The sequence below is a fragment of the Streptomyces sp. A 4/2 genome, assembly GCF_940670765.1.
Lineage (GTDB): Bacteria > Actinomycetota > Actinomycetes > Streptomycetales > Streptomycetaceae > Streptomyces.
The window spans coordinates 100,849-127,355 of sequence record NZ_CALNVW010000034.1 but is presented as its reverse complement, the minus strand read 5'-3'; the positions used below and the strand labels follow the sequence as shown (position 1 = coordinate 127,355).

Below are 26,507 nucleotides of genomic sequence, written 5' to 3'. Positions count from 1 at the left end.
ACCCATCGTGCCGTAAGGCGTTGATCGTGTGTACGGGTCCGAGGGAGTCGGGGAGGTGGCGGGCGGCGGTGTGGTGGTGCGGGTCGCCGTGGGGGCTCGGGGTGTTCGGGGTTCTTGCCGGGTGTGCGGGGTGCCGGTGAGCGGGTCGCGCCGGCCGGGGGGATCGTCGTTGATCCCCCCGGCCGGCGGGGTTTCCCGTGCGGAGCCGTCCGCGCCACGGTGTCCTGGTTCTGCACGGTCCGTGGGGCGGCTCGGTGGGGTTCTCAGGTGGCGGTTGCCTCGCTGTTCCTGTGGCGGGGCGTCAGCGGAGAGGCTGTCAGGAGGAAGTGGCCATGGCGAAGAGGTGGAGGTACCCCGAGGCCGGCTTGGGCAGCTGGATCATCTCCGTGGTCTTGTTCGGGTCGATGGGCACCGAGGCGGAGAAGACGTAGGTGGTGACGTTCTCGGGGCCGGACGCCTTGTTGCGGTAGGTCGTCTTCGCCACGGTGCTGCCGGCGGGCGGGACGCTGCCGCCGCCGTTCAGGGTCCAGTCGCTGAAGCCGAGGGAGAACGTCTGCGTCGTGCCGTCGGTGTACGTCACCGTGCCGGTGCCGGTCAGCGGCCCGTAGACGCCGGAGCCCAGGAAGGCGAGCTTTGATCCCTTGCCGGAGAACTCGACCTTCTGCCCGGTGGAGTTGACGTTGTCCGAGGTGCCGGCCGGCACGTTCGGCCAGGTGAGGGTGGTTCCTTCTGCGGTGACGGTGCTTCCCGGGGTCAGGTGCTGCGCCGCGAGTGCCTGGGCGGAGTAGCTGTGGCCGGTGACGTCGAAGGCTCCTGCGGAGGCGTTCTGGTCGTCGGTGATGCCGACGTCGTTGAACGCCGCTGTCAGAGACGTGTAGGGGACGTCGACGGAGCCGGTGCCCTCGTCGCTGCTCTTCGCGTTCTTGTAGGTGGCCTGCGCGGACAGTGTCTTGGCGCCGGGTGTTTCGTCGGCGGGGGTGGTGAGCGTCCAGGTGGTCTTCACGGACTGGCCGGGCTTGACGGCGGTGAATGTGGTGGGCGAGGTGGCTCTGGCGGTCCAGCCGCTGGGCGCTGCGAGGCTGACGGAGGCGTCGGTGAGCGCTACCGGGCTGCCGTCGTTGGTGTAGGTGGTCGTCACGGTGGTGGTGGCGCCGGGCTTGACGGTCGAGGGTGTGTCGACTGTGAGTGAGTGGTGCGCGTGGTAGCCGGGCACGATCCACTTCTGGTGGAGTTTGCCGTCGCAGTCCTGGAGTTCGGCCGGGGTTCCGTTGGCGGGGTTCGCGGCGGGGACGGTGAGGCAGCGGCCGGATGCCGGGTTGGTCAGGGAGCCGTCGGCTGCGGGCTGCCAGGTCTGCGTGGGGGTGCCGTCGCAGTCGGCGAGGTCGGTCTTTCCGTTCGTGGTGGCGGTCAGGCATGTGCCGGACTGGCGGATCGTGCCGTCCGCGTGCCTGATCCACTTCTGGTCGGCGGCTGATTCGCAGTGCCACAGGCCGGGTGGGTCCGTCTCTGCCGGGTTGGTCCGGTGGTTCTCCAGGCATCGCCCGGCCGTGCCCTGCAGGCGGGCGGTCTTCGACATGTCCCAGGTGTCGGTGATCGTCGAGACGTCCGCGTCGGCCGTGTGGTTGATGTGGTCCAGGCCGTACATGTCCAGCAGGGTGCGCAGGACGCTGTAGTGGTTGATCTTCTCGCTGTACTCGCCGGCCTCGGCCATCGGCCCGACCATGATCGTCGGGATGTGGTTGGCCGGGGTGAAGTCGTCCTCGTCCCAGGTCAGCACGAAGAGGCTGTTGTGGGTCCTGGCCCACTGGATGTACGAGCCGAAGGTGTTCTTGACGAAGGCGTCGCCCTGGGCGATGGAGCCGTCGTGCATGCTCTGCATGCCGTTGCCCACGTAGAAGGAGACGGTGGGCAGTTCGGCGAATCCGTCCTGGGTGGTCGGGAACTCCTCCTGCCGCTTGTCCATCGGGTTCAGGTTGCCGGGTACACCGGGGGTGGTCTTGTAACGGAGCCACTGGGTGGGGAGGGCCTGGTCGGCGTAGTCGGCGAAGCTGTACCCGTGGGTGACCAGCTGGTTGGGGAGGTTGTCGGCGTCGACGGACGACGGCGCGGGAAAGTCGCTGGTCCTGACGGTGTCCGAGGCGGACAGCAGCGCGTAGTAGTTGGGGAGGCTCGGGTGGGTGATGCCGTACGAGTTGGTGAACGACGCGCCCTGCGCGACCAGGGACTTGATGTACGGGGCCTGGTCCTGCGGCTTGTCGGACGTGTTGTTGAGGATGTCGTCGTAGCCGTGGTTCTCCATCATCACCATGACCACGTGGTCCGGCTTGGGGACCGCGGTGGATCCCACGACGACCGGGGAGCCGGTGTTCGCGGGTGTGGTGTCCGAGGTCGCCGCGGTCGCGGAAGCCGTCCCCGGAAGGGCGGCGCATGCCAGCAGGGCCGCGACCATCAGACTTCGGATTCTCGCGCGTGGTATCTGCATCCCAGCGTTTCCTTTGTATTTGCTCTGAGGTTCTTCTGAAAGGTCCGCGGATCGTCTTCTTGTCGATTCGCGGAGAGCCAGTCGGCAGAACACGGGCCGGCATCGGTGAAAACCCCTCGGAATACCTACCGCCGGGTATTTTCCTTTGCATTTCCGTGTCTGTCCGTGGCAACCCGCACCATAGGCATCCACGACGTCCGATGCCTGTAGTGATCGAATGAATTTCGCTCGAACATGACCTGACGGGAAATGTGCGGCGGTTCTTGGTTCGTGACGGGTAGTGGCCCGCTGGTCGGCGGCGCCGCGAGGGCGTGCGGGCGGACCTGGAGGAGAAGAACCTCGCGTCCCTCGGCGTCAGTTCAGGAGGTGGAGCAGCCGGCGTGCTTGGCGGGTGACGGTTCCGGGTGGGTTGCGGGGGTGTGCGGTGGCGCGGTCGAGGGTGAGCATGCAGAGCCACATGAGGGCGGTGAGGCGGCGGAGTTCGCGCAGGCGGCGGGTTTCGGCGGGGGTGAGGGTGAAGTGGCCGAGGAGGGTGTCGGTGTCGAGTTCGCTGTCGGACCAGGCCGATATGTGTTCGGTGATCTCGGCGAGTTCGTGGATGCGGTCGGCGCGGCCGGCGCTCTCGAAGTCGACGAGGCGGATGCGGGTGCCGTCCCACAGGTAGTTGGCGAGGTTGCCGTCGGCGAAGCCGAGGACGGGGGTGGTGGGTTCGGTGGCGGCGAGGGTGTCGAGGTGGGGTGCGGAGATCCAGGCGGTGCCTGCGCTGAGGGCGGCCTGTTCGGTGGGGTCGGTGTCCGGTGCGGTGGGTGAGGGTTGTGCGCACTGGTCGCGTACGCCGCGCAGGATGAGGGCCGGGGGCCAGAGTCGTGGCGGGAGGGCGTCGAGTTGGGTGCGGGGGACGGCTTCGTGGAGGCGGGTGAGTGCTGCGGCGAGTGCGGTGGTCTGTGCGGGGCCGACGTGGGTGCCGCGCAGGGGGGTGCCGGGGACGCGTTCCATGGTGACGGCCGGTGGGTGGGCCGACCGGTCGAGTGGGCGTGGGGCGAGGCCGGGGGCGTGCCGGGCGAGGAGGGTGAGGGTCTGCCATTCGCGGCGGGGTTCGTCGCGGTCCCAGGACCGGTAGCGCTTGACGACGGTGGTGGGGCCGATGTCGAGGGTGTGGGTGGTGGTGAGGTCGGCAGGGGGGCGGCGCTGTTGGCCCGTGGGATCGGCGGGTGTCATGCGCACTTACCCTAGGTCCCTTGGGTTCCGGTTCGTCGGTGAGCGCGGGAATGTGCTGGTCGGCGGGTGGGCAGGGCGACGCTGGGGTGGGGTTGAGGATGCGGGTGCGCAGGTGGAGACGGGTTGCCGGGGTCGCGGTGGGCGCGGTGGTGGCGCTGGTCGCTGTGGGGTGCGGGCCGGAGGAGAGTGCGGCGGAGAAGCCGGCGGGGAAGCCCGCGCCGGTGACGACTCCGTACAAGGTGCTGCCCGAGCGGCTGGAGAGCGACGGCACCACGATCACCGTGGGTGATCCCGCTGCCCGTAGGACGGTCGCGTTGTACGAGGATCCGCGGTGCCCGGTCTGCAGGACGTTCGAGGAGACGGGTGGCGCGCCTGCGGCGCTGGATCTGGCGCGGGAGCGGACGGTGAAGATGCAGTACACGCTCGCGTCGTTCCTGGACAAGTCGCTCGGGGGGCACGGTTCGGTCCGGGCGGTCAACGCGCTGCGGGCGGCCCTGGAGCAGGGGAAGTTCGCGGAGTACCACGCGGTGCTGTACCGGGATCAGCCCGAGGAGTCGGTGGACGGTTTCACCACTGCGCGGTTGCTGGAGCTTGCGTCGAAGGTGCCGGGGTTGCGGGGTGCGCGGTTCGACAAGGCGGTCGAGGACATGACGTACCGGAGTTTCGTGACGCGGTCCGAGGCGGCTTTCGAGAGCAGTGGGGCGGAGGGGACGCCGACGGTGCTGCTGGACGGTGCGGCGATTCCGCAGGATCAGCAGAGTGTCGTCTTCGACCGGGGCCAGTTCGCGAAGTATCTGACGCTGTGGGCGGCGGCGGGCTGAGCGGCGGGTGGGGCGGGCGGACGGCGTGGGGCCGTCGGTGGCCCGCCCCTGCCGGGTGTGTGGGGCTCAGGTGTTGTTCTCGGAGCCGTCCGCGATCTGTTCGTGGTGGCGGATGACTTCCGCGACGATGAAGTTGAGGAGTTTCTCCGCGAAGGCCGGGTCCAGTCTGGCGCTCTCGGCGAGGCTGCGCAGCCTGGCGATCTGGCGGGCCTCGCGGGCCGGGTCGGCGGGCGGCAGGTGGTTCTGTGCCTTGAGGTGGCCGACCTGCTGGGTGCATTTGAAGCGTTCGGCGAGCATATGGACGACGGCGGCGTCGATGTTGTCGATGGATCCGCGGAGGCGGTCCAGTTCGGCCTGTACGGACGGGGCTGTCTCGGTCATGGTCGTCGAGCTTACGTCGTGATCGTCGGCGGGTCGTCGGGGTCCGGTATCTGGTCACTCCAGCCGCCGGGGACGGTGTGTCCCTGCTGCTGGCGGAAGATGACGGGGGCCTTTCCGACGCGGCGGGTGAACAGCCGGGAGAAGTACGCCGGGTCGTCGTAGCCGACGCGGCGGGCGACGGCGGCCACCGGGAGGTCGGTGGCGGCGAGGAGTTCCTTGGCGCGGCCCAGGCGGATGCCCAGGAGGTAGTCCTTGGGGCTGCAGCCCGCTCCTTGCCGTACGGCGTGGCGCAGTTCCGCGGGGGTCATGCCGTGGCGGGAGGCGTGTTCGGCGACGGTCAGCGGCTGGAAGGCGTCGCGGGCGAGTGCCTGGAGGACGGGGGCGCCTTCGGCGTCGGTGTCGGCGCGGGCGCGGCGCAGGGCGACGAGGAGTTCGTGGACGGCGGCGCCGGTCTCCACTTCGAGCAGCGGGTTGCCGCGGCGGGCGGCGCGGGCGATGCGTCCGACGGCGGCGCGGGCGGCTGCGACGTCGGTGAGGGGGACGACGGGCCGGTCGGGTTCGATGTAGCCGAGTTCGGTGTACGTGGTGGTGGCGGGGCCGGTGAAGTCGACGAAGGATTCGTCCCAGCCGGTGGCGGGGTCGGCGCCGTAGTGGTGGGTGGTGCCGGGGGTGATCCAGATCAGTGCGGGCGCGGTGACGGGGGTGCGGCGTCCGTCGGCGCCGCGGTACCAGCCGGTGCCGGCGCTGACGACGACGGCGACGTGGTGGTCGAGGGTGCGGGGGCCGACCGGGGGCAGGGTGCCGTGCTGGAGGCCGACGCCGAGGCAGACGAGGCCGAGTTTGTGGTGGACGGGGCTGGGGGTGAAGTAGCGCATCCAGGTGTGGTACATCCCTTTTCCGGCCTCCCTGCGTGATCCGTTGTCATCCATGGCTATCCGTCATGTGCGATCCGTCATGTTTCGTGACGCTGCGTCCGTACCGCGGCGGGTGTGTTCCCTTGCGTCCAATGAGTGCTGATCTTTGTCCATGGACCGGATCGCCGCCAGGGGTCAAGGTGGCAACGTGGCTGATTTCACGGTGGGTGACGAGGATTTCCGGATGGACGGGCGGCCGGTGCGGCTGCTGTCGGGGGCATTGCACTATTTCCGGGTGCACGAGGGGCAGTGGGGGCATCGGCTGGCGATGCTCCGGGCCATGGGGCTCAATGCTGTGGAGACGTATGTCCCATGGAATCTGCACGAGCCTCAGCAGGGACGATTCCATGATGTGCAGGCGTTGGGCCGGTTCCTGGACGCGGCGCACGAGGCCGGGCTGTGGGCGATCGTGCGCCCGGGTCCGTACATCTGCGCCGAGTGGGAGAACGGCGGGCTGCCGCACTGGCTGACCGGGTCGTTGGGCCGGCGGGTGCGGACGCGTGACGCTGAGTATCTGCGTCATGTGGATCGCTGGTTCCACCGTCTGTTGCGTGAGGTGGTGCCCCGGCAGATCGACCGGGGCGGTGCGGTGATCATGGTGCAGGTCGAGAACGAGTACGGCAGTTACGGCTCCGACCAGGTGTATCTGCGCCATCTCGCGGGGCTGTTGCGGCGGCTGGGGGTGAGTGTGCCGCTGTTCACGTCGGACGGGCCCGAGGATCACATGCTGACGGGTGGTTCGGTGCCGGGTGTGCTGGCCACGGCGAACTTCGGGGCGGGCGCGCGGGAGGGCTTCGACGTGCTGCGCCGCCATCAGCCGAAGGGCCCGCTGATGTGCATGGAGTTCTGGTGCGGCTGGTTCGACCACTGGGCGGCCGAGCCGGTCGTACGGGATCCGGCGGACGCGGCGCGGGCGTTGCGGGAGATCCTGGAGTGCGGCGCCTCGGTGAATGTGTACATGGCGCACGGGGGGACGAACTTCGCCGGGTGGGCGGGCGCGAACCGCTCCGGTGACCTGCACGACGGTGAGCTGCAGCCGACCGTGACGTCGTACGACTACGGTGCGCCGGTCGACGAGTACGGGCGGCCGACGGAGAAGTTCTGGCTGTTCCGTGAGGTGCTCGCCGAGTACGCGGACGGTCCGCTGCCGGAGCTGCCCGCGGCGCCGGACGCGCTCGGGGCGCCGGTCGACGCCGTGCTGCCCGAGTGGGTGCCGCTCGGGGAGGTGACGGACGCGCTGGGCGGTCCCGAGGAGGAGACGGGGGTGCCGCCGACGTTCGAGGAGCTGGACGTGGACCGCGGTCTGGTCCGCTACCGGGTGAAGGTGCCGGGTACGCGCCGTCCGTATCCGCTGACGGTGCCGGGCTTGCGTGACACGGCGCTGATGTTCGTCGACGGGGTGCGGACCGAGCTGGGTGCTCCGGTGGCGGGGCCCGCTTCGGTGGAGTTGTGGGTGGAGTCGCTGGGGCGGGTCAACTACGGTCCGCTGGTGGGTGAGGCGAAGGGGCTCACGGGTGGGGTGCTGCACGAGCGGCAGTATCTGCACGGGGTGCGTGCGCGTGGTCTGCGGCTGGACGCGTTCGACGACGCGGGGGCGGTCACGAAGCTGCCGTTCCGGGCGGCGGAGCCCGGGGGGCGGGGGTTGCACCGGGGCACGTTCGAGGTGTCCGGTGCGGGTGACGCGACGCTGGAACTGCCGGGCTGGGAACGGGGGTTCGTGTGGGTGAACGGTTTCTGTCTGGGCCGCTACTGGTCGGCCGGTCCGCAGGATTCGCTGTTCGTGCCGGGGCCGGTGCTGCGTGAGGGGGAGAACGAGGTGTGGGTGCTGGAACTGGCGGGCGCCGAGCCGGGTTCCGGTGCGGGGTCCGGGGGTGGGCCGCGTCTGAGGTTCCGCTGACGCGGGCCGCCGGGCACGGGGCCCGGTTCCGTACGGCGGGTGAGTGAGACGGATGGCCGGTCCTCGGTGAGGACCGGCCATCCGTGTGTGTGCGTGTTGTCTCTCGTGCGCCTCTGCTACACCTCGCGGACCTCGAAGGCGTCGAGTGCGAACTCGGCGACTCCGTCGTCGCCGACCTTGCGCAGGCCCACCCAGGTGTCGCCCCCGGCCGGTGCGGTGAACTCGTAGCTCAGCAGGGTCGGTTCGGTGGCGACCGGCAGTTCCTTGCGGTCCAGTTCGCGTGCCGCGGGCTCGTCGACGGCGGTGATCCAGGCGTACTGGCCGGCCGTGTCGTTCTCGTACCGGAAGGAGACGCGGTAGCGCTTGGACGCCTCGAAGCGGACGGTGTGCTGCACGGTCCGGTAGACGAGGCCGTCGTTCTCGCCGCGGGACTTGAGGGACTGGCCGCCGTCGATGACGTCGTCGATGGCCTTGCCGTTCCAGCCGCGCTGGGTGAACTGCGCGTGGCGCTGCGCGATGTGCGTGCGGGGGTCGGTGGAGCCGCCCGCGTCGCCCTTGACGAAGACGCCCCAGCCCTGCGGGACGTTCTCGAAGTCCTCGAAGGCCAGCGTGCCGGTCTTCGTGGTGGGCACGGCCTCGGCGATCCGGACGTTGTCGAACCGCACCCGTGCGTCGCCCGCCGCGGCCCGCAGCGTCAGGTCGACCCGGCCGCCGCTCTCCGGCACGGTGAAGTACGTGAACATCCGCTGGAAGCGGGTGTCGTGCTTGCGGTCGGCCGCGACGTAGTTGCCCGCGCTCGACGTGTCGGTCCAGTTGCTGGCGGTGACCCCGTCGGCGGTGCGGATCTCCAGTGCGGCCCGGCGCTGCTCCCCCGCCGTGCTGCCCACCTCGACCTGTACGGAGGCGACGTAGGTACCGGCGCGCAGGCGTCCGAGGCGCTGGCCGACGGTGGTGGCGGCGCCCGCGCCGATGACGAGTTCGTAGTCGCCGATCTCGTTGCGGACGACGGAGGCGGGGCCCTGGGTCTGCCAGCCCTTCAGGGAGCCGGAGTTGAACCCGGGGTCGTAGACGGGGGTGCCCTGGCCCCACTGGGGGGCGGCGAGGGCTGCGGCGCGGGAGCGGTACAGCACGTAGGGCTGTCCGGCGGTGGCGTCGACGGTGACCTTGCCGGAGCGGACCGTCAGGTCACCGGTGTGGACCCGGCCCTGGTCGGTGAGCTTGTACAGGGCGACGCGGGAGGAGCCGGACCAGCCGCGCGGCAGCTGCCAACTGGTGTTGCCGCCCTTGGGGTTGTAGTGGTAGAGCTTGTCCGGGTCGGTGGCCTTGCGGGGCTCCCAGGGCAGCAGGTAGCTGCCGTCGGCGTAGACGACGCGTCCGTCGGTGGTGATGCGCCGGCCGGCCGTGTCGTCGACGACGGTTCCGGTGGGGCCGAAGAAGCTGATCTCGTGCTCGGTCCACCGCTTGACCGGGTAGGCCTGGAGGTACTTCGCGGGCAGGCCCTCGGTCCAGACGATGTCGTAGAAGGTGTTCCAGTCGACCTTGTTGGTCCAGCCCTCGAAGTTGCCCATGCGGCCCGCACCGAGGAGGGTGGGCCACTTGTTGGAGAAGACGTCCTTCTGGTGGTTGCGGATGAAGCGGATCAGCTGGGAGTTGATGCCGCGGGAGGTGTCGCCGCCGTAGTCGGTCTCGTTGGCCCAGTGCGACCAGAGCGAGGAGCGCTCAAGGCCGTGGCCCCATTCGCTGGAGACGAGCCAGCCCTGTTCGCGCAGGGCGCGCTGGAGGCGGTCGGAGTTCCAGCCGGACTCGCGGAACACGTCGATGTAGATCGTGTTGAGCGCGGGGTCGGTCTCCTTGCGCAGGTCCTTGAAGCGCTTGATGATGTCGCCGGAGACCAGGTCACGCCGTGAGTCGATGCGGTAGGACTGGTCGAGCCAGTCCCACTGCTCGTTGGTCTTGTCGACGAGCTTCTCGGAGAAGGCGTTCGCCACGGGGTACGACTCGGTGGCGTTGACGTGGACGCTGAAGTCGCTGTTCCACTTCCGGCCTTCTTTGACCAGGGTGTTGAGGTCGGCGAGGCCTCCGGCGCGCTTGTTGTAGTTGCCCGCGTAGTCGGGGTGGGCGGAGTCGTGGCCCTCCGACTGGTAGCCCTTGAGCAGGGTGTACTGGCGCAGTCCGTCGGTGGCGAGCGAGATCCGCTTGACGTTGTCGAGGGTCGCCAGGAAGGGGTTGGTGGCCTGCGAGGCGAAGTTGAAGGGGATGTGCGGGACGACCCGCAGGTGGGTGTCGTCCGCGCCGAGCGGGGTCACCATGATGTCGCGGAAGGCGATGGCGGCGTCCTGCCAGTCGACGATCCCGTCGCCGTTGCGGTCCCGGGTGAGGACGACGGTCGCGTAGGGCAGCGGTTCGGTGGCGTCGACGGGTGAGGTGGCGGCCCGGTGGGTCCACTGCCCGCAGGCCAGCTGCGCCTTGACGTAGCCGTCCCGGTGCAGGGTCTGCCGCCAGAGGCGGCCGTTCTCCCAGGTGGCTCCGGGGGTGGCGCTGGGGTTGTCGTAGACGGTGTTGGTCTCGACCGCTGCCCCGAGGTGGTCGTGTGCCAGTACCGCGTAGGCGCAGCCGACGGGCGCCCCGTCCGCCGGGCTGTCCGCGGTGACCTTGACCAGGGTGTCGCCGCTCTTCGCCTTGTCCAGGTCGAGCTTGGCGGCGAGGAGTGCGGCGCCGGGCTGGTCGCTGCGTACGGAGAGGAACGCGAGTCCGGGGATCTCCAGCGTTCCGACGCGCAGCGCGGCGGTGTCCGCGATCCGGGTCACCCGCCAGTCGGTCTGCCAGCCGTCGACGGCGATCGTGATGTCGATGCGGGTGCCGCCGTCGAAGGTGAGGGTGTAGGTGATGCGGTCCCGGCCGGGGGCCGAGGTGACGCGCGGGGTGTGTGCCGTTCCGTCGATGAGTACGGAGGTGACCTGGTCCTCCTGCCCGTGCAGCAGGGCGCCCGTCTTGCGGTCGGTGTAGGACACGATGCGCGGGAAGGCCCGGTCGACGCGCACGTCGAGGGCGTCGGAGCGCAGTACGGCCTCGGCCGGACCGGCGTTCCCGGAGCCCTTGGTCCCGGCGTCCGCCGCGAAGGCGGACGGGGTGACGAATGCCGCGCCGACACCGGCCAGTGCGGTGGCGGCGACAACTGTCCTGCGGCTGGGCCCTCGGTCTTGTTCGTGCACGCTCGCTCCTCCATCGCGACGATCATCCGTGCACGTCACGATGGAGGGGCGGGGCGTGTGCGCCTATGGACAAAGGAGGAACAGGTGTTGGACTAAAGCGTTATCCGCCGCTTTGCCCGCCGTTCACGTCCGGCGCTTTGACCGGCCCTTTACCGGGGTTGTCGACCGGGAGGGCTGCCGTGGCGTCACTTGAGTGTGTCCGCCGCTGCCTCGATGTCCGCGGCGAAGGTGGACAGCTGGGTGTAGATGCCCGGGTATCCGGGCTCGGCGCAACCCTGGCCCCAGCTGACGATCCCGACCTGGATCCACGCCCCGTGGTCGTCCTTGCGGAACATCGGTCCGCCGGAGTCGCCCTGGCAGGTGTCGGTGCCGCCCTGGTCGACGTATCCGGCGCAGATCTCGTCGGTGGGGGTGAGCCCCGTTCCGTACGCCTTCTGGCACTGGTCGTCCGGGACGTAGGGCACGGTCGCCTTGCGCAGGTAGCGTTCCTGGCCGCCGTCCTCGCTCGTCGATCCCCAGCCCACGATGGTGAAAGTTCCCTGGTCGTAGGCCGTATCGGTGACGATCGGGAGCCTGGGGAGCTCGAACGGCCGGGCCAGTTTGATCAGCGCCCAGTCCTTGCCCTTGCCGTGGTAGCCGGGGGCGCGGAGGACTTTGGTGGAGGTGATGTGGACGGCGCGGGGGCTCTGCAGGTCGATGGAGCCGGCGGTGGCGGTGATGGAGGTGTTGTTCCCCGTCGCGGGTACGCAGTGTGCGGCGGTCAGGACGATGTCCTTGGCGTAGAGGGCGCCGCCGCAGCCCCGGGAGAGATGCACCATGAAGGGGAACTGGCCCTCGGCCACCCGGGTACCGCCGACGACGGGCACGGGTGAGGCGGACGCGGACGCGTACGGGGCGGGCTGCAGGCTGAGAGCGGCGAGGGCCGCGGCGGCTGTGGCCGCGCCTCGGCCGAGGTGGCGCATGCGCTGGTTCAACGGGCTTCCTCTCGTGGGGGGCTCGGGATTCGTGATCCCGCGGTCCGGAAGGGATCGTTCCCACGACCATGGCCGCTGTACGGGGTTTCCGCCCGGCCGTACGACCTCACCCGGCCCGCGGGTGGGGTCGTTACAGTGGGGTCCGTGACGGGCGGCAGCGAGGTCGTGCACGGTTTTCCGCACCTGGACACGGTCCGGGCGGCCATCACGGCGCTCCACAAACGCCTCTCGTACGACGGCATCCGCGGTTACGCGCCGAGTGTCGCGCCGGTCGATGTGGCTTTCTCCGATCTGGACGACCTGTATCCGGGCGCGCAGCGGGTGGCCCGTGCGCTGGTCCAGCACTTCCGGCTGCCGGATGCCCGCCTGATCGTCAGTTTCCGTGAGATGCAGCATGCGGCCGGGGTCGAACTGGCCGCGGGGCCGGAGTACTTCATCGAGCTCAACGACCGTTTCCGCACGCACCGCGAGGACATCGGCGCGGCCCTCGCGCACGAGGTCGCGCATGTGCTGCTGCACCGGCTGGACCTGGCCTTCCCCGGTACCCGGGACAACGAGATCCTCACCGACACCGTGACGACGTATCTGGGTGCGGGCTGGCTGTTGCTGGACGCGTTCCGCGAGGACGGGGTGTCCAGCCAGAAGCTCGGGTATCTCACTCCGGAGGAGTTCGGGTACGTCCTGGCCAAGCGGGCGCTGGTCTTCGACGAGGACCCGGCGATCTGGTTCACCAGTCCGCAGGCGTATGCGGCGTACACCAAGGGGTCGGCCCTGGCCGGGCAGGACGGGCGGCAGCCGCCGCTGACCGCGGCGGGCCGGTCGGGCCGCCGGGCCTACGCCAGGAACCGCGCGGCTGCGCTGAAGCACGGCGGGCACGGCTCCCCCGGTGCGCCGTACGCCTTCGAGCAGGGTGCGGACGGACTGCGCGTCAGCTTTCCCTGCCCCACCTGCTGTCAGCGCATCCGGGTGCCCGTGCGGGGGCGGGTGCGGGCGCGCTGCGGGCTCTGCCGCACGGTGCTGGAATGTGACACGTAGCGCTCCGGTTCCGGTGGGTTCCGGTGAGTTCCCGTGGGTTCCGGTGGGCGAAACCGCCTTGCGGGACGGCGCGCGCAGGGGGGAGGGTCGCGTCATGACGCAGGAGCGGGCGACCGGGTGCGATGAACTGTTCGAGGCGGTGCACGGCGGGGACGACGACGCCGTGGTGCGGCTGCTGCGCTCGGGGGTCCCGGCCGGTACGACCGACGGGGAGAGCGGGGAGACGGCGCTCTACCGGGCGTCGGTCAGCAACGAGCCCGGCATCGTACGGCTGCTGCTCGCGGCGGGCGCCGATCCTGACGGGGCGAGCGGCCGTGACGGCGTGGATCTGCCGCTGTGCGGGGCCGCCAGCGGTGGTCACACCGAGGTCGTGCGGGCGCTGCTCGCGGCGGGCGCGGAGCCGGACCGGCGGGAGGAGTTCGACTTCACGGCGCTGTCGTGGGCGGTCCGGGCGGGGTACGCGAGGACGGCGGAGGCGCTGCTCGAAGCCGGCGCCGATCCTGGTGCGCCGGGTCCCGGCGGGGTGCTGCCGTTGGTGGCGGCGGTGACGCGCGGGTCGGCGGAGACCGTACGGGTGCTGCTGCGGCACGGTGCGGACGCCGGGTCGCAGCGGGCCGCTCTCGACGAGGCGCGGCGGTGGCTCGCGCTGGACACCGAGCAGGAGGCGCGTCGGCAGCTGGAGGAGAGTTACGGGGGCGCGTTCGGTTCGGTCGCGCGCCGGGTCGTCGAGGAGGGCGGGGTGACGGTCCTGGTCGAGCTGGTCGGTGCGGGTGCGCCCTGGGCGGGCGCCGAGCAGCAGAGCGGCCATGCGGCGATCGCCACGCTGCTGGAGGCGGAGCTGGGGATCCGGGCGCCGTTCGAGGAGTTGGCCGACCGGGCGCTGCGCTGCGGGGATCCGGCGGACGACGACTGGGCCGAGGCGATGCACGCGCTGCAGCTGCGGGGGGACGAGGAGACCTTCCAGGCGGCGGTGGCCCGGGCGGCGAGCGCGGATCCGCTGCAGCGGGCGTTCGCGGCGGATGTGCTGGGGCAGTTGGGCTTCGCCACGCAGAACAGGCCGTTCGTCGCGCGCAGTCTGCCGTTGCTGCTGGATCTGGCCGACCGTACGGCGCAGGCAGCGGATTCGGCCGGGGGCGACGTGCTGATCGCGTCGGTGGTGCAGGCGCTGGGCCACCACGATGACCGGGCCGCGCTCCCCGCGATCCTGCGTCACGCCGGGCACCCGGACGCGGAGGTACGGCTGCGGGTGGCGCTCGCGCTGCACGGTCTGGTCGAGGCGGCGGACAGTGCCGCGGTGGACGCGCTGATCGTACTGAGTGAGGACTCGCATCCCCGGGTGCGGGACTGGGCCACGCTGGGTCTGGCGACGGTGGACGCGGACACCCCGCGGCTGCGGGAGGCGCTGGCGGCCCGGCTGGACGATGCCGATCCGGACACGGCGGCCGAGGCGGCCCGCGGTCTGGTGATGCGCGGGGATCCGCGCGCCACGGACACGCTGATCCGGATCCTGGCGGACGAGGACCCGGACGGTTACGCGCACGGCACGGCGCTGGAGGCGGTCGGCGACGTGGCCGATCCGGCGGTGCGGAGCCGGTTGGAGCGGACGCTGCCGCGCTGCCGCTGACCGCGCCGCCTCGTTCCCGGAGGGCGGACACACGAAAGCGGAGGCAGGGTGAGTGTGCACCCCGCCTCCGCCCCGGACGAGATCAGGCGGCGGCCCTGCGACCGCCCTGTCCGCCCTGGCTGCTGCCGCGGCCCTGTGCGCCACGGCCTGCTCCGCCGCGGCCCTGACCGCCCTGGCTCTGTGCGCCACGGCCCTGGCCGCCGGCCTGGGCCTGGCCTGCGCGGCCCTGACCGCCACGGCGTCCGCGGCTGCCGCGCGCCTGGCCGGACGACCCGGCGGCACCCGCCGCGGGCCTGCTGGGCCGGGAGCGCCGCTGCGGGGCGGTGGCCTGCTGCGGCACGTCGACGACGACGGCCACCCCGGAGGGCTCCTGCGCCCCGGTGATCCGGGTGAGTTCCTCGTCGCTGGACTTGACCCGGGCGGTCTGCGGGGTGATGCCCGCGTCCGACATCAGCCGGGTCATCTCCCGCTTCTGCTCCGGGAGTACGAGCGTGACGACGCTGCCGGACTCACCGGCGCGGGCGGTGCGCCCGCCGCGGTGGACATAGTCCTTGTGGTCGGTGGGCGGGTCGACGTTCACGACCAGGTCGAGGTCGTCGATGTGGATGCCGCGCGCTGCGACGTTCGTCGCGACGAGCGCGGTGACCTGCCCGTTCTTGAACTGGTCGAGGGTGCGGTTGCGCTGCGGCTGGGAACGGCCGCCGTGCAGTCCGCCCGCCCGTACGCCGCTGGCGAGCAGCCGCTTCACGAGCCGGTCCACGGACCGCTTGGTGTCCAGGAAGAGGATCACCCGGCCGTCGCGGGCGGCGATGCGCGTGGTGACGGCCTTCTTGTCGGTCTCGTCGGCGACGTACAGCACGTGGTGGTCCATCGTGGTGACCGCGCCCGCGGACGGGTCGACGGAGTGCACGACGGGGTCGGTGAGGAACATCTTGACCAGGCGGTCGATGTTCTTGTCCAGGGTCGCGGAGAACAGCATCCGCTGGCCGCCCGGCTCGACCTGCTTCAGCAGCGCGGTGACCTGCGGCATGAAGCCCATGTCGGCCATCTGGTCGGCCTCGTCGAGCACCGTGATGCCGACCTGGTCGAGGCGGCAGTCGCCGCGCTCGATGAGGTCCTTGAGCCGCCCGGGGGTGGCCACGAGCACCTCGGCGCCGCGGCGCAGGGTGCCGGACTGCTTGGCGATGGACATGCCGCCGACGACCGTGGCGAGCCGCAGGTTCACCGCGGTGGCGTACGGGGTCAGGGCGTCGGTGACCTGCTGCGCCAGTTCACGGGTGGGGACCAGGACGAGGACGAGCGGTGCCTTCGGCTCGGCGCGGCGGCCCGCGACCCGGGCGAGCAGCGCGAGTCCGAAGGCGAGGGTCTTGCCGGATCCCGTGCGTCCGCGGCCGAGGAGGTCGCGGCCCGCGAGGGAGTTCGGCAGGGTCGCTGCCTGGATCGGGAAGGGGTCGGTCACGCCCTGGGCCGCGAGGGTCTTCAGGAGTGCGGCGGGCATGTCCAGCTCGGCGAAGGCCTCGACGGCGGGCAGCGCGGGGGTGATGGTGTCCGGCAGCGTGAATTCGGCAGGCCTGGGAGCTGCCTTGCGGGCCGGAGACTTTGCGGGGGCCTTGCCTCGGCCCCTCGACGGACTGTTGCGTGCGGGGCGTGCCGGGCGTTCAGCGGAGCGGGTCATGCAGTTCTAGCCTTCCTGCCAGGTGTAGGACAGCACAAACCGGGACCCGCACCATGGAGGTGCGGGCCCCGGTCAGCGAGGTACGCGTCCGACAATTAGGCCGGGACGATGTTCTCCGCCTGCGGGCCCTTCTGGCCCTGCGTGACGTCGAAGGAGACCTTCTGGCCCTCCTGGAGCTCACGGAAGCCCTGGGTGGCAATGTTGGAGTAGTGGGCGAAGACGTCGGCGCCGCCGCCGTCCTGCTCGATGAAGCCGAAGCCCTTTTCCGAGTTGAACCACTTCACGGTACCGGTGGCCATAACATTCTCCTCAACAGGTGCAGTGCCGGAAATTCGCACTTTACGAATTCCGCGTCGCCGCATTGAACCCCATCCGGAGAAAGCCGGAAAACAATAATGCGCCTGTCGGAGCATTCCCGTCAGGCGCACATAAAGTTCATGGGTACCAAAACTGCAACAACGTCAGCCTAGCACGTCTGCCGCCCGGATGTGTGGACGCGGGGCGGAGTCAAACGATCTCCGACCCGGGGCGCCGACCGGCCCGGGTCCGTGCTCCCACCTCGGCCGAAGCTCAACTCGGTCCTTCCGGAAGCACAGTTGGCCTCGAAGTCCCGGCACTTCCGGCAGCCGTGCGTATCGGTGCGGCCCACCCAGGGGGTACCGGAAAAAAGTATTCGCCCGCGTGCGGCACCGGCCGAAACTCCGGCCCGTCCGCCGCGCGGGCCGGTTCCCCTACGGGTGACGACACAATCGCCGTTCTGTTGACGTTCATCCGTGCGAAGGATCCTCGCTCTTTTTCGGCCATTCCCTCCGGCCGCACGGGGCGGCGGGCACGGCCCTCGGGACGCGTCCGGCCGGTGAGGTTCCGGGCACCCCACTCCGCGTGCCGGGCGGGAGCCTCCGCAGCCTAGGATTCCCGGCATGATCGCCGAACTGCAGTGCATAGTGCTGGACTGCCCCGACCCCGCCGGCCTGGCCGCGTTCTACGAGTCGGTACTCGGCGGCAGCGTCAACCGGCCCGACCCCCGCTGGGCGCTCAGCGCGGACTGGTCGACGCTGCACACCACGGCCGGGCTGGTCCTCTGCTTCCAGCGCGCGGAGAACTACCACCCGCCGGCCTGGCCCGACCCGACCCGGCCCCAGCAGTTCCATCTGGACTTCGGCGTCCCCGACCTGGACCGCGCCGAGGTCGAGGTGCTCGACGCGGGTGCCCATCTGCTCGACGACAGCGCAGCGGACTGGCGGATCTACGCGGACCCCGCCGGACACCCCTTCTGCCTGGTCCGGCACTGAGCCGGGACCACGGGCGGGCTCAGCCGGCGGACCGCTCGCCCGTGCTGCGCTCGACGCAGAACTCGTTGCCCTCGATGTCGGCGAGCGTCGCCCACCCCCGGCCGTCCGGCCGCCGGTGGTCCTCGACGAGGGTGGCCCCCAGCTCCAGCAGCCGCTCGACCTCTTCCTCGCGGGTGCGGTCCGTCGGCTGAAGGTCCAGATGCAGCCGGTTCTTCACCGCCTTGGGCTCCGGGACCTGGATGAACAACAGGCCGAAGCCGGGGGCCTGGATGAGCGCCTCGGGGTCACCGGGCTTGTCCTCGTCGGTCAACGGGATGTCGAGCACCTTGGCCCAGAAACTGCCGAGCCGGTAGGCGTCGGCGCAGTCGACCGTCACATGGCGTACAAACGAAGTCATGATCGCATCATGCCGCAACACGCCTGCGGCGCAAGGGAATTCAGGCGTCCGGGACCCGGTCCCGCAGGGTGACGAGCGCGGTGTGCCCGTCGGCCCGCAGTACGCCCGGGGCGTCCCCGGTGACCAGCGCGGCGTCCCCCGGCCCCAGGGCGACCCCGGCGTCCTCCAGGACCGCTGCGCCGTCCAGCGCCACGATCAGTACGGTCGCACCCGGCGGGACGCCGACGGCGGTCCTGCCCCGTACGACCGAGGTGAGCGCCTCGGTGAGTGCCCTGCGGTACATCACGTTGAAGTTCACGACGGGGCCGTCCAGCAGCCTGCCGTACGTCTCCGTGTCACCGGCGAAGTCCTGCGGCGCGAACCGCTCGGCGACCCGGCGCCGCTCACCGCCCACCGTGAGTTCCATCCCGGCGCCCTCGGCCACCGTCAGGGTCCTGGCGACTTCGGGGAACACGGAGAACGGCCCGTCGGCGCCGACCTCCGCGAGGCTCACCCGCCAGGCGAAGGTGTCCGTCCCCGCGCCCTCGGGCCGGGCGGCGATCTCACGGGTCACTCCGCCGCCGTTCTTCCAGGGGGCCGCCGTCCGGTCGGCCGCCCGCAGGATCCGTACCGTCATGCCCGCACCGTCCCGTTCGCCCGCGCGGCCCGCAGCCAGAGCGGGAACTCCGCTGTCAGCCGGTCGTACAGCTCCTCGTCGGAGACCTTCCGGGGGTCCTTGCCCGCGTGGAAGAAACCGGCGTTGTCGACGGGCCGGCGCTCGGGCACCGAGAGTTCGTCGAGCTTGCGGAGGAAGTCGAACTGCTTGCTCTTCGGGTTGCCGAAGCCGACGAACTGCCAGAACAGCGGGAGCTTCGCCGCCTTGCAGACGTACCGTTCGGCCAGGCTCTTGACGGCCGGACCGCCGTCGGTCTGGAAGACGACGAGCGCGGGCGCCGTCGGGCCGCTGTCGAGATAGTGGTCGATGACCGCGTCCATCGCGGCGTCGTAGCTGGTCACGCCCATGTGGCCCAGCCCTGCGGCGATCTCCGCGACGCGGCCCGCGTGGTCGCCGAGTCCGATCTCCTCCACCGCGTCGACCTCGGTGGAGAAGAAGACGACGGGGACGCTCCCGTCGTCGTCGAGGTGGGCGGAGAGGCCGAGCACCCGGTCGGCGAGGGCCTGGACGCTGCCGTCGTCGTAGTACCGCTTCATCGAGCCCGAGTAGTCGAGCACCAGGTAGACCGCGGCGCGCTCCCCCTGGAGCCCGTTCTTGCGCAGGGATATCCCCGCGGTCTTGTACAGGCTGACCAGCGCGGGCGCCGTCTCCTGCATCTTCTGGAGGCTGATGGCCATACGACGCTCCGCTCGCTCAGGTGGGCCGGAGCAGCCGAGATTACGACACGGCCCGGGACGCGCCACGGCGCCCACCCAGTGTCCGGTCGGGGACAAGGCAGGCGCCGGGTGCCGGGGGTCCGGAGGTGTCCCCCGGCTGTTCCCGGCCCGCACACCATTGTGCGGGACGTATCGGTGGGCCGTCAGACGACCAGTGCGCGGTCCGTCGGCTTGATCGGGGCGTGCAGCTCGCTGGCGCCGGTGAGGAAACGGTCCACACCACGCGCCGCCGAGCGGCCCTCGGCGATCGCCCAGACGATCAGCGACTGGCCGCGGCCCGCGTCCCCAGCAACGTACACGCCGGGGACATTGGTCGCGAAGTCGGCGTCCCTGGCGATGTTGCCGCGGGTGTCGAGTTCCAGGCCGAACTGCTGCACCAGACCGTTGGCCTGGTCGGTTCCGGTGAAGCCCATGGCCAGGGTGACCAGCTGGGCGGGGATGCGGCGCTCGGTGCCCGGCTGCTGCTCCAGCTTGCCGTCCTTGAACTCCACCTCGACGAGGTGCAGGTACTGGACGTTGCCTTCCTCATCGCCCTCGAAGTGGGTGGTCGACACGGCGTAGATCCGCTCGCCGCCCTCCTCGTGCGCGGAGGTGACCTTGTAGAGCATCGGGAAGGTCGGCCAGGGCTGGGCGGCGTTCCGCTCGTCGCCGGGCCGGGGCATGATCTCCAGCTGGGTCACCGAGGCGGCGCCCTGCCGGTGGGCCGTGCCGACGCAGTCCGCGCCGGTGTCGCCGCCGCCGATGACCACGACGTGCTTGCCCTCGGCGGTGATCGGGGCCACCGTGAGGTCGCCCTCCTGCACCTTGTTGGCGAGCGGCAGGTACTCCATGGCGAAGTGGATGCCGTTCAGCTCGCGGCCCGGTACGGGCAGATCGCGGGAGACGGTCGCGCCGGCGGCGATGACCACCGCGTCGTACCTGCGGCGGAGCTTCGCCGCGTCGATGTCGCGGCCGACCTCCGTCTCGGTGCGGAACTTGGTGCCTTCCGCGCGCATCTGCTCGATACGGCGGTTGATGTGCGACTTCTCCATCTTGAACGCGGGGATGCCGTACCGGAGGAGTCCTCCGATGCGGTCCGCGCGCTCGTAGACGGCGACCGTGTGACCGGCGCGGGTCAGCTGCTGGGCGGCGGCGAGGCCCGCCGGGCCCGAACCGATGACGGCGACCGTCTTGCCGGAGAGGCGCTCGGGCGGCTGCGGGGTGACGTCGCCGCTGTCCCAGGCCTTGTCGATGATCGAGACTTCGACGTTCTTGATGGTGACGGCCGGCTGGTTGATGGCGAGCACACAGGCCGACTCGCAGGGCGCCGGGCAGAGGCGGCCGGTGAACTCCGGGAAGTTGTTGGTGGCGTGCAGCCGCTCGCTCGCCGCCGACCAGTCCTCGCGGTAGGCGTAGTCGTTCCACTCGGGGATGAGGTTCCCCAGCGGACAGCCGTTGTGGCAGAACGGGATCCCGCAGTCCATGCAGCGGCCGGCCTGCTTGCTGATGATCGGCAGCAGGGATCCCGGAACGTAGACCTCGTTCCAGTCCTTCACCCGCTCGTCGACGGGGCGGGTCCGTGCGACCTCACGTCCCGTGGTCAGAAAGCCCTTGGGGTCAGCCATTGGTCGCCGCCTCCATCATCTTCTCGGTGGTCTCGTTCTCGGTGAGACCTGCCAGCTCAGCGGCGTCCTTGGCGGCGAGCACTGCCTTGTAGGTGGTCGGGATGATCTTGCTGAAGCGGTCCGCGGCGGTGTGCCACTCGTCGAGGAGCTTCCCGGCCACGGTGGACCCGGTCTCCTCCTGGTGGCGGCGCACGACGTCGTGCAGCCACTGCTTGTCGGTGTCGTCCACGGCCTCGACGGCTCCGGCGTTGCCGATGTTGACGTTGTCGCGGTCCAGGTCGATGACGTACGCGACACCGCCCGACATGCCTGCCGCGAAGTTGCGTCCGGTCTCGCCGATGACCACGGCACGGCCGCCGGTCATGTACTCGCAGCCGTGGTCGCCCACGCCTTCCGAGACGACGGTCGCGCCGGAGTTGCGGACGCAGAACCGCTCACCGGTGCGTCCGCGCAGGAAGAGCTCGCCGCCGGTCGCGCCGTAGGCGATGGTGTTGCCCGCGATGGTGGAGTACTCGGCGAGGTGGTCGGCGCCGCGGTCCGGGCGGACGACGATCCGGCCGCCGGAGAGGCCCTTGCCCACGTAGTCGTTGGCGTCGCCCTCCAGCCGGAGCGTGACCCCGCGCGGGACGAAGGCGCCGAAGGACTGGCCCGCGGAGCCGGTGAAGGTGATGTCGATGGTGTCGTCGGGCAGGCCCGCACCGCCGAACTTCTTGGTCACCTCGTGGCCGAGCATGGTGCCGACGGTGCGGTTGATGTTGCGGATGGCGACCTGCGCGCGGACCGGCTGGGCCGACTCGGCGGAGTCGGCGTCCAGCGCGTCGGCGGCCAGCTTGATCAGCTGGTTGTCGAGCGCCTTCGCCAGGCCGTGGTCCTGCGCCGCGGTCCGGTGGCGTGCCGCGTCCTCGGGCAGATCCGGTACGTGGAAGAGCGGCTTGAGGTCGAGCCCCTGCGCCTTCCAGTGGTTCACGGCCCGCTCGGTGTCGAGCAGTTCGGCGTGGCCGACGGCCTCCTCGACCGTGCGGAAGCCCAGCTCGGCGAGGATCTCGCGGACCTCTTCGGCGATGAACCGGAAGAAGTTGACGATGTACTCGGCCTTGCCGGAGAAGCGCTCGCGCAGCACCGGGTTCTGGGTGGCGATGCCGACCGGGCAGGTGTCGAGGTGGCAGACCCGCATCATGACGCAGCCGGACACGACGAGCGGCGCGGTCGCGAAGCCGAACTCCTCGGCGCCGAGCAGCGCGGCGATGATCACGTCGCGGCCGGTCTTCAGCTGGCCGTCGGTCTGCACGACGATGCGGTCGCGCAACCCGTTGAGCAGCAGGGTCTGCTGGGTCTCGGCGAGGCCGAGCTCCCAGGGGCCGCCCGCGTGCTTGAGCGAGGTGAGCGGGGAGGCGCCCGTTCCGCCGTCGTGTCCCGAGATGAGGACGACGTCCGCGTGTGCCTTGGAGACACCCGCGGCGACCGTGCCGACGCCGACCTCGGAGACCAGCTTCACGTGGATGCGGGCCGCCGGGTTGGCGTTCTTGAGGTCGTGGATCAGCTGGGCCAGGTCCTCGATCGAGTAGATGTCGTGGTGCGGCGGCGGGGAGATGAGGCCCACGCCCGGCGTCGAGTGACGTGTCTTCGCGACCCACGGGTAGACCTTGTGGCCGGGCAGCTGGCCGCCCTCACCGGGCTTGGCGCCCTGGGCCATCTTGATCTGGATGTCGTCCGCGTTGACCAGGTATTCGCTGGTCACACCGAAGCGGCCGGAGGCGACCTGCTTGATGGAGGAGCGGCGGGCCGGGTCGTAGAGCCGGTCGGCGTCCTCGCCGCCCTCACCGGTGTTGGACTTGGCGCCCAGCTGGTTCATGGCGATGGCGAGGGTCTCGTGCGCCTCCTTGGAGATGGAGCCGTACGACATGGCGCCGGTGGAGAAGCGCTTGACGATCTCGGCGGCCGGCTCGACCTCGTCGACGGAGATCGGCGTCCGGTCCGACTTGAAGCCGAAGAGGCCGCGGAGGGTCATCAGCCGCTCGGACTGTTCGTTCACCCGGTCCGTGTACTTCTTGAAGATGTCGTAGCGGCCGGAGCGCGCGGCGTGCTGGAGGCGGAAGACCGTCTCCGGGTCGAACAGGTGCGGCTCGCCCTCACGGCGCCACTGGTACTCGCCGCCGATCTCCAGCTTGCGGTGCGAGGCGGAGATGCCGGACGCCGGGTACGCCTTGGCGTGCCGGGCGGCGACCTCGGTGGCGACGATGTCGATCCCGGCGCCGCCGATCTTGGTGGCGGTGCCGTTGAAGTACGTGTCGACGAAGCTCTGGTCCAGGCCGACGGCCTCGAAGACCTGCGCGCCGCGGTACGAGGCGACGGTCGAGATGCCCATCTTGGACATGACCTTCAGTACGCCCTTGCCGAGCGCGTAGATCAGGTTGCGGATGGCCTGCTCGGGCTCCAGGCCCTCGATGAAGGTGCCCGCGCGGACGAGGTCCTCGACGGACTCCATCGCGAGGTACGGGTTGACGGCGGCGGCGCCGTATCCGATCAGCAGCGCGACGTGGTGGACCTCGCGTACGTCACCGGCCTCGACCAGCAGGCCCACCTGGGTGCGCTGCTTGGTACGGATGAGGTGGTGGTGGACGGCGGAGGTGAGCAGCAGCGAGGGGATCGGGGCGTGCTCGGCGTCGGAGTGCCGGTCGGAGAGGACGATCAGCCGGGCGCCGGCCTCGATGGCGGCGTCCGTCTCGTCGCAGATCTCCTTCAGCCGGGCGGCGAGGGATTCGCCGCCCCCGCCGACCCGGTAGAGGCCGGAGAGCGTGGCGGCCTTCATGCCGGGCATGTCGCCGTCGGCGTTGATGTGTATGAGCTTGGCCAGCTCGTCGTTGTCGATCACCGGGAAGGGCAGTGTCACGCTGCGGCAGGACGCGGCGTTGGGCTCCAGGATGTTGCCTGCCGGGCCGAGCGTGGAGCGCAGCGAGGTGACGAGCTCCTCGCGGATGGCGTCCAGCGGGGGGTTGGTGACCTGGGCGAAGAGCTGGGTGAAGTAGTCGAAGAGGAGCCGGGGGCGCGCGGAGAGCGCGGCGATCGGCGAGTCGGTGCCCATGGAGCCGAGGGGTTCGCCGGAGGTGCGGGCCATCGGGGCGAGGATGACGCGCAGCTCTTCCTCGGTGTAGCCGAAGGTCTGCTGGCGGCGGGTGACCGAGGCGTGGGTGTGCACGATGTGCTCGCGCTCGGGGAGGTCCTCCAGCTCGATCTCGCCGGTCTCCAGCCATTCCGCGTACGGCTGCTCGGCGGCGAGGCCCGCCTTGATCTCGTCGTCCTCGATGATGCGGTGTTCCGCGGTGTCGACGAGGAACATCTTGCCGGGCTGGAGGCGGCCCTTGCGGACGACCTTCGCGGGGTCGATGTCGAGGACGCCGACCTCGGAGGAGAGCACGACGAGGCCGTCGTCGGTGACCCAGTAGCGGCCGGGGCGCAGACCGTTGCGGTCGAGGACCGCGCCGACCTGGGTGCCGTCGGTGAAGGTGACGCAGGCCGGGCCGTCCCAGGGCTCCATCAGTGTGGCGTGGTACTGGTAGAACGCGCGGCGGGCCGGGTCCATGGAGTCGTGGTTCTCCCACGCCTCGGGGACCATCATCAGCACCGAGTGCGGCAGCGAGCGGCCACCGAGGTGGAGCAGTTCGAGGACCTCGTCGAAGGAGGCGGAGTCGGAGGCGTCCGGGGTGCAGAGGGGGAAGATCCGGTCCAGCTTCTGCGGTCCGAAGAGGTCGGACGCGAGCTGGGACTCGCGGGCCTTCATCCAGTTGCGGTTGCCCTTGACCGTGTTGATCTCGCCGTTGTGCGCGACGAAGCGGTACGGGTGGGCCAGCGGCCAGCTGGGGAAGGTGTTCGTCGAGAAGCGCGAGTGCACCAGGGCGACGGTGGTGGCGAAGCGGCGGTCGGAGAGGTCCGGGAAGAACGGCTCCAGCTGCCCCGTCGTGAGCATGCCCTTGTAGACGATCGTGCGGGCGGAGAGCGAGGGGAAGTAGACGCCGCCCTCGCGCTCGGCGCGCTTGCGCAGCACGAAGGCCTTGCGGTCGAGGGCGATGCCCGTCGCGGGGGCGCCGTCGCCGTCCGGGGCGTCGGCGACGAAGAGCTGGCGGAACTCCGGCATGGTGGCGCGGGCGCCGCTGCCGAGGAGGTCCGGGGTGACGGGGACCTCGCGCCAGCCGAGGACGGTGAGGCCCTCTTCGGCGGCCAGCGTCTCGATCCGTGAGACGGCTGCGGGGCTGTCGTCGAGCGGCAGGAACGCGATGCCGACGGCGTACGCGCCCGCCTCAGGGAGGTCGAATCCGGTGGCTTCGCGGAGGAAGGCGTCCGGTACCTGGAGCAGGATTCCCGCGCCGTCGCCGGAGTCCGGCTCGGAGCCGGTGGCGCCGCGGTGTTCGAGGTTGCGCAGTACGGTCAGCGCCTGCTCGACCAGTTCGTGACCGGCCACACCGGTAAGAGTGGCCACGAACCCGACACCACAGGCGTCGTGTTCGTTGCGGGGGTCGTACAGCCCCTGCTGGGCGGGGCGACCGTCCATGGGCGACCAGGCGTGGGTGCGCATCGGCTCTCCCGTCGTCGTCGTGGCATATGCAATGGCACAGGGACGACGTTGGCCCTCTGCGAAATTTCGAGCAGGTTACATGATGGGACGCTTCTCGAAAAGCGGATGTTTCATTCCAACATGCGGACACCGGACAGGCGGTGAAGGCGGGGCTGTACGGCCGTATCGGTGTCCGTGTGCCCGGAGCGGAGCAGGCGACGTTGCCCGCAGCGTCTTCGCCTTATGCCCGGTGGCTCTTCGCTCAAAACCGCAGGCAGTCGACTGGTTGTGCCGAACTGCACATACCGCCTCACCCTACGGCGGTGCCGAACAGTGCGCCCAGTGCGTACGTGATACCGGCAGCCGCTCCTCCCAGTGTCAGCTGGCGGAGCCCGCTGTACCACCAGGAGCGCGCGGTGACCCTCGCGACCACCGCACCGCAGCCGAAGAGCCCGACCAGTGCGAGCAGCAGCGCGGGCCACAGGGTGGTGGCGCCGAGCAGGTACGGCAGCAGGGGCAGCAGCGCGCCCAGCGCGAAGGCGCCGAACGAGGAGAGCGCGGCGACGAGCGGCGAGGGGAGGTCGTCGGGGTCGATGCCCAGCTCTTCCCTGGCGTGGATCTCCAGAGCCTGCTCGGGGTCCCGGGAGAGCTGCTCGGCGACCGCCGCCGCCAGCTCGGGCTCCACGCCGCGCGATACGTACAGCGCGGCCAGTTCCTTCATCTCGTCCAGCGGGTGCTTGCGCAACTCCCGTCGCTCGACGTCGAGTTCGGCCTCCACGAGTTCGCGCTGCGAGGCGACCGAGGTGTACTCGCCCGCGGCCATCGAGAACGCCCCGGCGGCGAGCCCAGCGAGCCCGGTGATAACGAGGGTGCGGTGCGAGACGTCGCCGCCCGCGACGCCGGTCATCAGGGCGAGGTTGGAGACCAGCCCGTCCATCGCTCCGAAGACGGCGGGGCGCAGCCAGCCGCCGTTGACGTCCCGGTGCGTGTGGTTGTCGCGGTGCGCCTCGTGCAGCGCGGCCTCGTTCTCCATGATGGACACCGGCCCCCACCCTCTTTCT

At 70.5% G+C, this 26,507-nt stretch carries 19 protein-coding genes; 5 read left to right on the top strand and 14 right to left on the bottom strand.

The features are described 5' to 3' along the window. Window positions 1–316: 316 nt before the first annotated feature. Together NBY69_RS25270 and NBY69_RS25265 are read right to left on the bottom strand one after the other, a co-directional pair. Window positions 317–2,482, bottom strand: coding sequence for an alkaline phosphatase family protein (locus NBY69_RS25270; protein WP_250303776.1), 2,166 nt, complete (start codon window positions 2,480–2,482; stop codon window positions 317–319). A gap of 354 nt (window positions 2,483–2,836) precedes the next feature. Beyond that, complete coding sequence (locus tag NBY69_RS25265) at window positions 2,837–3,700, bottom strand: phosphotransferase (RefSeq protein ID WP_250303775.1); 864 nt, start codon at window positions 3,698–3,700, stop codon at window positions 2,837–2,839. Window positions 3,701–3,798: 98 nt separating this feature from the next. Between NBY69_RS25265 and NBY69_RS25260 the strand changes: the two genes are divergently transcribed. Further along, window positions 3,799–4,521 carry a DsbA family protein gene (locus NBY69_RS25260; RefSeq protein ID WP_374211332.1) on the top strand — a complete coding sequence of 241 codons (723 nt, stop codon included), beginning with the start codon at window positions 3,799–3,801 and terminating at the stop codon, window positions 4,519–4,521. A gap of 66 nt (window positions 4,522–4,587) precedes the next feature. On the opposite strand, the gene NBY69_RS25255 is transcribed toward NBY69_RS25260, so the two are convergent. Beyond that, complete coding sequence (locus NBY69_RS25255) at window positions 4,588–4,902, bottom strand: chorismate mutase (RefSeq protein WP_250303773.1); 315 nt, start codon at window positions 4,900–4,902, stop codon at window positions 4,588–4,590. An 11-nt stretch (window positions 4,903–4,913) separates the two neighbouring features. Beyond that, entirely contained in the window at window positions 4,914–5,792 is an 879-nt protein-coding gene (locus NBY69_RS25250; protein ID WP_250303875.1) for an AraC family transcriptional regulator, read from the bottom strand. A 172-nt stretch (window positions 5,793–5,964) separates the two neighbouring features. Between NBY69_RS25250 and NBY69_RS25245 the strand changes: the two genes are divergently transcribed. Then, complete coding sequence (locus NBY69_RS25245) at window positions 5,965–7,713, top strand: beta-galactosidase family protein (RefSeq protein ID WP_250303772.1); 1,749 nt, start codon at window positions 5,965–5,967, stop codon at window positions 7,711–7,713. Window positions 7,714–7,829: 116 nt separating this feature from the next. On the opposite strand, the gene NBY69_RS25240 is transcribed toward NBY69_RS25245, so the two are convergent. After that, entirely contained in the window at window positions 7,830–10,925 is a 3,096-nt protein-coding gene (locus NBY69_RS25240) for an endo-alpha-N-acetylgalactosaminidase family protein (RefSeq protein ID WP_250303771.1), read from the bottom strand. A 185-nt stretch (window positions 10,926–11,110) separates the two neighbouring features. After that, entirely contained in the window at window positions 11,111–11,899 is a 789-nt protein-coding gene (locus NBY69_RS25235) for a trypsin-like serine protease (protein ID WP_250303770.1), read from the bottom strand. Window positions 11,900–12,043: 144 nt separating this feature from the next. Between NBY69_RS25235 and NBY69_RS25230 the strand changes: the two genes are divergently transcribed. Both NBY69_RS25230 and NBY69_RS25225 read left to right on the top strand, forming a co-directional pair. Next, window positions 12,044–12,934: a hypothetical protein gene (locus NBY69_RS25230; protein ID WP_250303769.1), complete on the top strand. Its 891-nt coding sequence runs from the start codon at window positions 12,044–12,046 to the stop codon at window positions 12,932–12,934. A gap of 94 nt (window positions 12,935–13,028) precedes the next feature. Then, window positions 13,029–14,558 carry an ankyrin repeat domain-containing protein gene (locus NBY69_RS25225; RefSeq protein WP_250303768.1) on the top strand — a complete coding sequence of 510 codons (1,530 nt, stop codon included), beginning with the start codon at window positions 13,029–13,031 and terminating at the stop codon, window positions 14,556–14,558. A gap of 82 nt (window positions 14,559–14,640) precedes the next feature. Here NBY69_RS25225 and NBY69_RS25220 read toward each other — a convergent pair whose 3' ends face one another. Next, window positions 14,641–16,233, bottom strand: coding sequence for a DEAD/DEAH box helicase (locus tag NBY69_RS25220; protein WP_250303767.1), 1,593 nt, complete (start codon window positions 16,231–16,233; stop codon window positions 14,641–14,643). 95 nt (window positions 16,234–16,328) lie between these two features. Then, window positions 16,329–16,532 (bottom strand): cold-shock protein, encoded by a 204-nt coding sequence (locus NBY69_RS25215; RefSeq protein ID WP_015607926.1) that lies wholly within the window; start codon window positions 16,530–16,532, stop codon window positions 16,329–16,331. A gap of 621 nt (window positions 16,533–17,153) precedes the next feature. On the opposite strand from NBY69_RS25215, the gene NBY69_RS25210 reads away from it, so the two are divergent. Continuing rightward, window positions 17,154–17,525 (top strand): VOC family protein, encoded by a 372-nt coding sequence (locus tag NBY69_RS25210; RefSeq protein WP_250303766.1) that lies wholly within the window; start codon window positions 17,154–17,156, stop codon window positions 17,523–17,525. Window positions 17,526–17,544: 19 nt separating this feature from the next. Here NBY69_RS25210 and NBY69_RS25205 read toward each other — a convergent pair whose 3' ends face one another. The 6 genes from NBY69_RS25205 to NBY69_RS25180 all read right to left on the bottom strand — a co-directional run bounded on the left by NBY69_RS25205 (window position 17,545) and on the right by NBY69_RS25180 (window position 26,488). Continuing rightward, window positions 17,545–17,922, bottom strand: coding sequence for a VOC family protein (locus tag NBY69_RS25205; protein ID WP_250303765.1), 378 nt, complete (start codon window positions 17,920–17,922; stop codon window positions 17,545–17,547). Between the two features lie 40 nt (window positions 17,923–17,962). Then, window positions 17,963–18,538: a HutD family protein gene (locus tag NBY69_RS25200; protein ID WP_250303764.1), complete on the bottom strand. Its 576-nt coding sequence runs from the start codon at window positions 18,536–18,538 to the stop codon at window positions 17,963–17,965. Beyond that, window positions 18,535–19,254, bottom strand: coding sequence for a VWA domain-containing protein (locus NBY69_RS25195; protein WP_250303763.1), 720 nt, complete (start codon window positions 19,252–19,254; stop codon window positions 18,535–18,537). The genes NBY69_RS25200 and NBY69_RS25195 overlap by 4 nt, the downstream gene beginning before the upstream one ends. 182 nt (window positions 19,255–19,436) lie before the next feature. Continuing rightward, window positions 19,437–20,897 carry a glutamate synthase subunit beta gene (locus tag NBY69_RS25190; RefSeq protein WP_250303762.1) on the bottom strand — a complete coding sequence of 487 codons (1,461 nt, stop codon included), beginning with the start codon at window positions 20,895–20,897 and terminating at the stop codon, window positions 19,437–19,439. Further along, window positions 20,890–25,467, bottom strand: a complete 4,578-nt coding sequence (gene gltB, locus NBY69_RS25185) for a glutamate synthase large subunit (protein WP_250303761.1) — start codon at window positions 25,465–25,467, stop codon at window positions 20,890–20,892. Before gltB ends, NBY69_RS25190 begins: the two co-directional genes overlap by 8 nt. Before the next feature lie 289 nt (window positions 25,468–25,756). Then, window positions 25,757–26,488 carry a VIT1/CCC1 transporter family protein gene (locus NBY69_RS25180; RefSeq protein ID WP_250303760.1) on the bottom strand — a complete coding sequence of 244 codons (732 nt, stop codon included), beginning with the start codon at window positions 26,486–26,488 and terminating at the stop codon, window positions 25,757–25,759. Window positions 26,489–26,507 lie beyond the last annotated feature (19 nt).

What these genes read in the sequence shown, in the direction of transcription:
- NBY69_RS25195 (WP_250303763.1), bottom strand. Translation starts at nt 19,254, where the DNA reads ATGGCCATCAGCCTCCAGAAGATGCAGGAGACGGCGCCCGCGCTGGTC.
- gltB (WP_250303761.1), bottom strand. Translation starts at nt 25,467, where the DNA reads ATGCGCACCCACGCCTGGTCGCCCATGGACGGTCGCCCCGCCCAGCAG.
- NBY69_RS25260 (WP_374211332.1), top strand. Translation starts at nt 3,799, where the DNA reads ATGCGGGTGCGCAGGTGGAGACGGGTTGCCGGGGTCGCGGTGGGCGCG.
- NBY69_RS25210 (WP_250303766.1), top strand. Translation starts at nt 17,154, where the DNA reads ATGATCGCCGAACTGCAGTGCATAGTGCTGGACTGCCCCGACCCCGCC.
- NBY69_RS25190 (WP_250303762.1), bottom strand. Translation starts at nt 20,897, where the DNA reads ATGGCTGACCCCAAGGGCTTTCTGACCACGGGACGTGAGGTCGCACGG.
- NBY69_RS25200 (WP_250303764.1), bottom strand. Translation starts at nt 18,538, where the DNA reads ATGACGGTACGGATCCTGCGGGCGGCCGACCGGACGGCGGCCCCCTGG.
- NBY69_RS25205 (WP_250303765.1), bottom strand. Translation starts at nt 17,922, where the DNA reads ATGACTTCGTTTGTACGCCATGTGACGGTCGACTGCGCCGACGCCTAC.
- NBY69_RS25250 (WP_250303875.1), bottom strand. Translation starts at nt 5,792, where the DNA reads ATGTACCACACCTGGATGCGCTACTTCACCCCCAGCCCCGTCCACCAC.
- NBY69_RS25215 (WP_015607926.1), bottom strand. Translation starts at nt 16,532, where the DNA reads ATGGCCACCGGTACCGTGAAGTGGTTCAACTCGGAAAAGGGCTTCGGC.
- NBY69_RS25255 (WP_250303773.1), bottom strand. Translation starts at nt 4,902, where the DNA reads ATGACCGAGACAGCCCCGTCCGTACAGGCCGAACTGGACCGCCTCCGC.
- NBY69_RS25220 (WP_250303767.1), bottom strand. Translation starts at nt 16,233, where the DNA reads ATGACCCGCTCCGCTGAACGCCCGGCACGCCCCGCACGCAACAGTCCG.
- NBY69_RS25265 (WP_250303775.1), bottom strand. Translation starts at nt 3,700, where the DNA reads ATGACACCCGCCGATCCCACGGGCCAACAGCGCCGCCCCCCTGCCGAC.
- NBY69_RS25225 (WP_250303768.1), top strand. Translation starts at nt 13,029, where the DNA reads ATGACGCAGGAGCGGGCGACCGGGTGCGATGAACTGTTCGAGGCGGTG.
- NBY69_RS25270 (WP_250303776.1), bottom strand. Translation starts at nt 2,482, where the DNA reads ATGCAGATACCACGCGCGAGAATCCGAAGTCTGATGGTCGCGGCCCTG.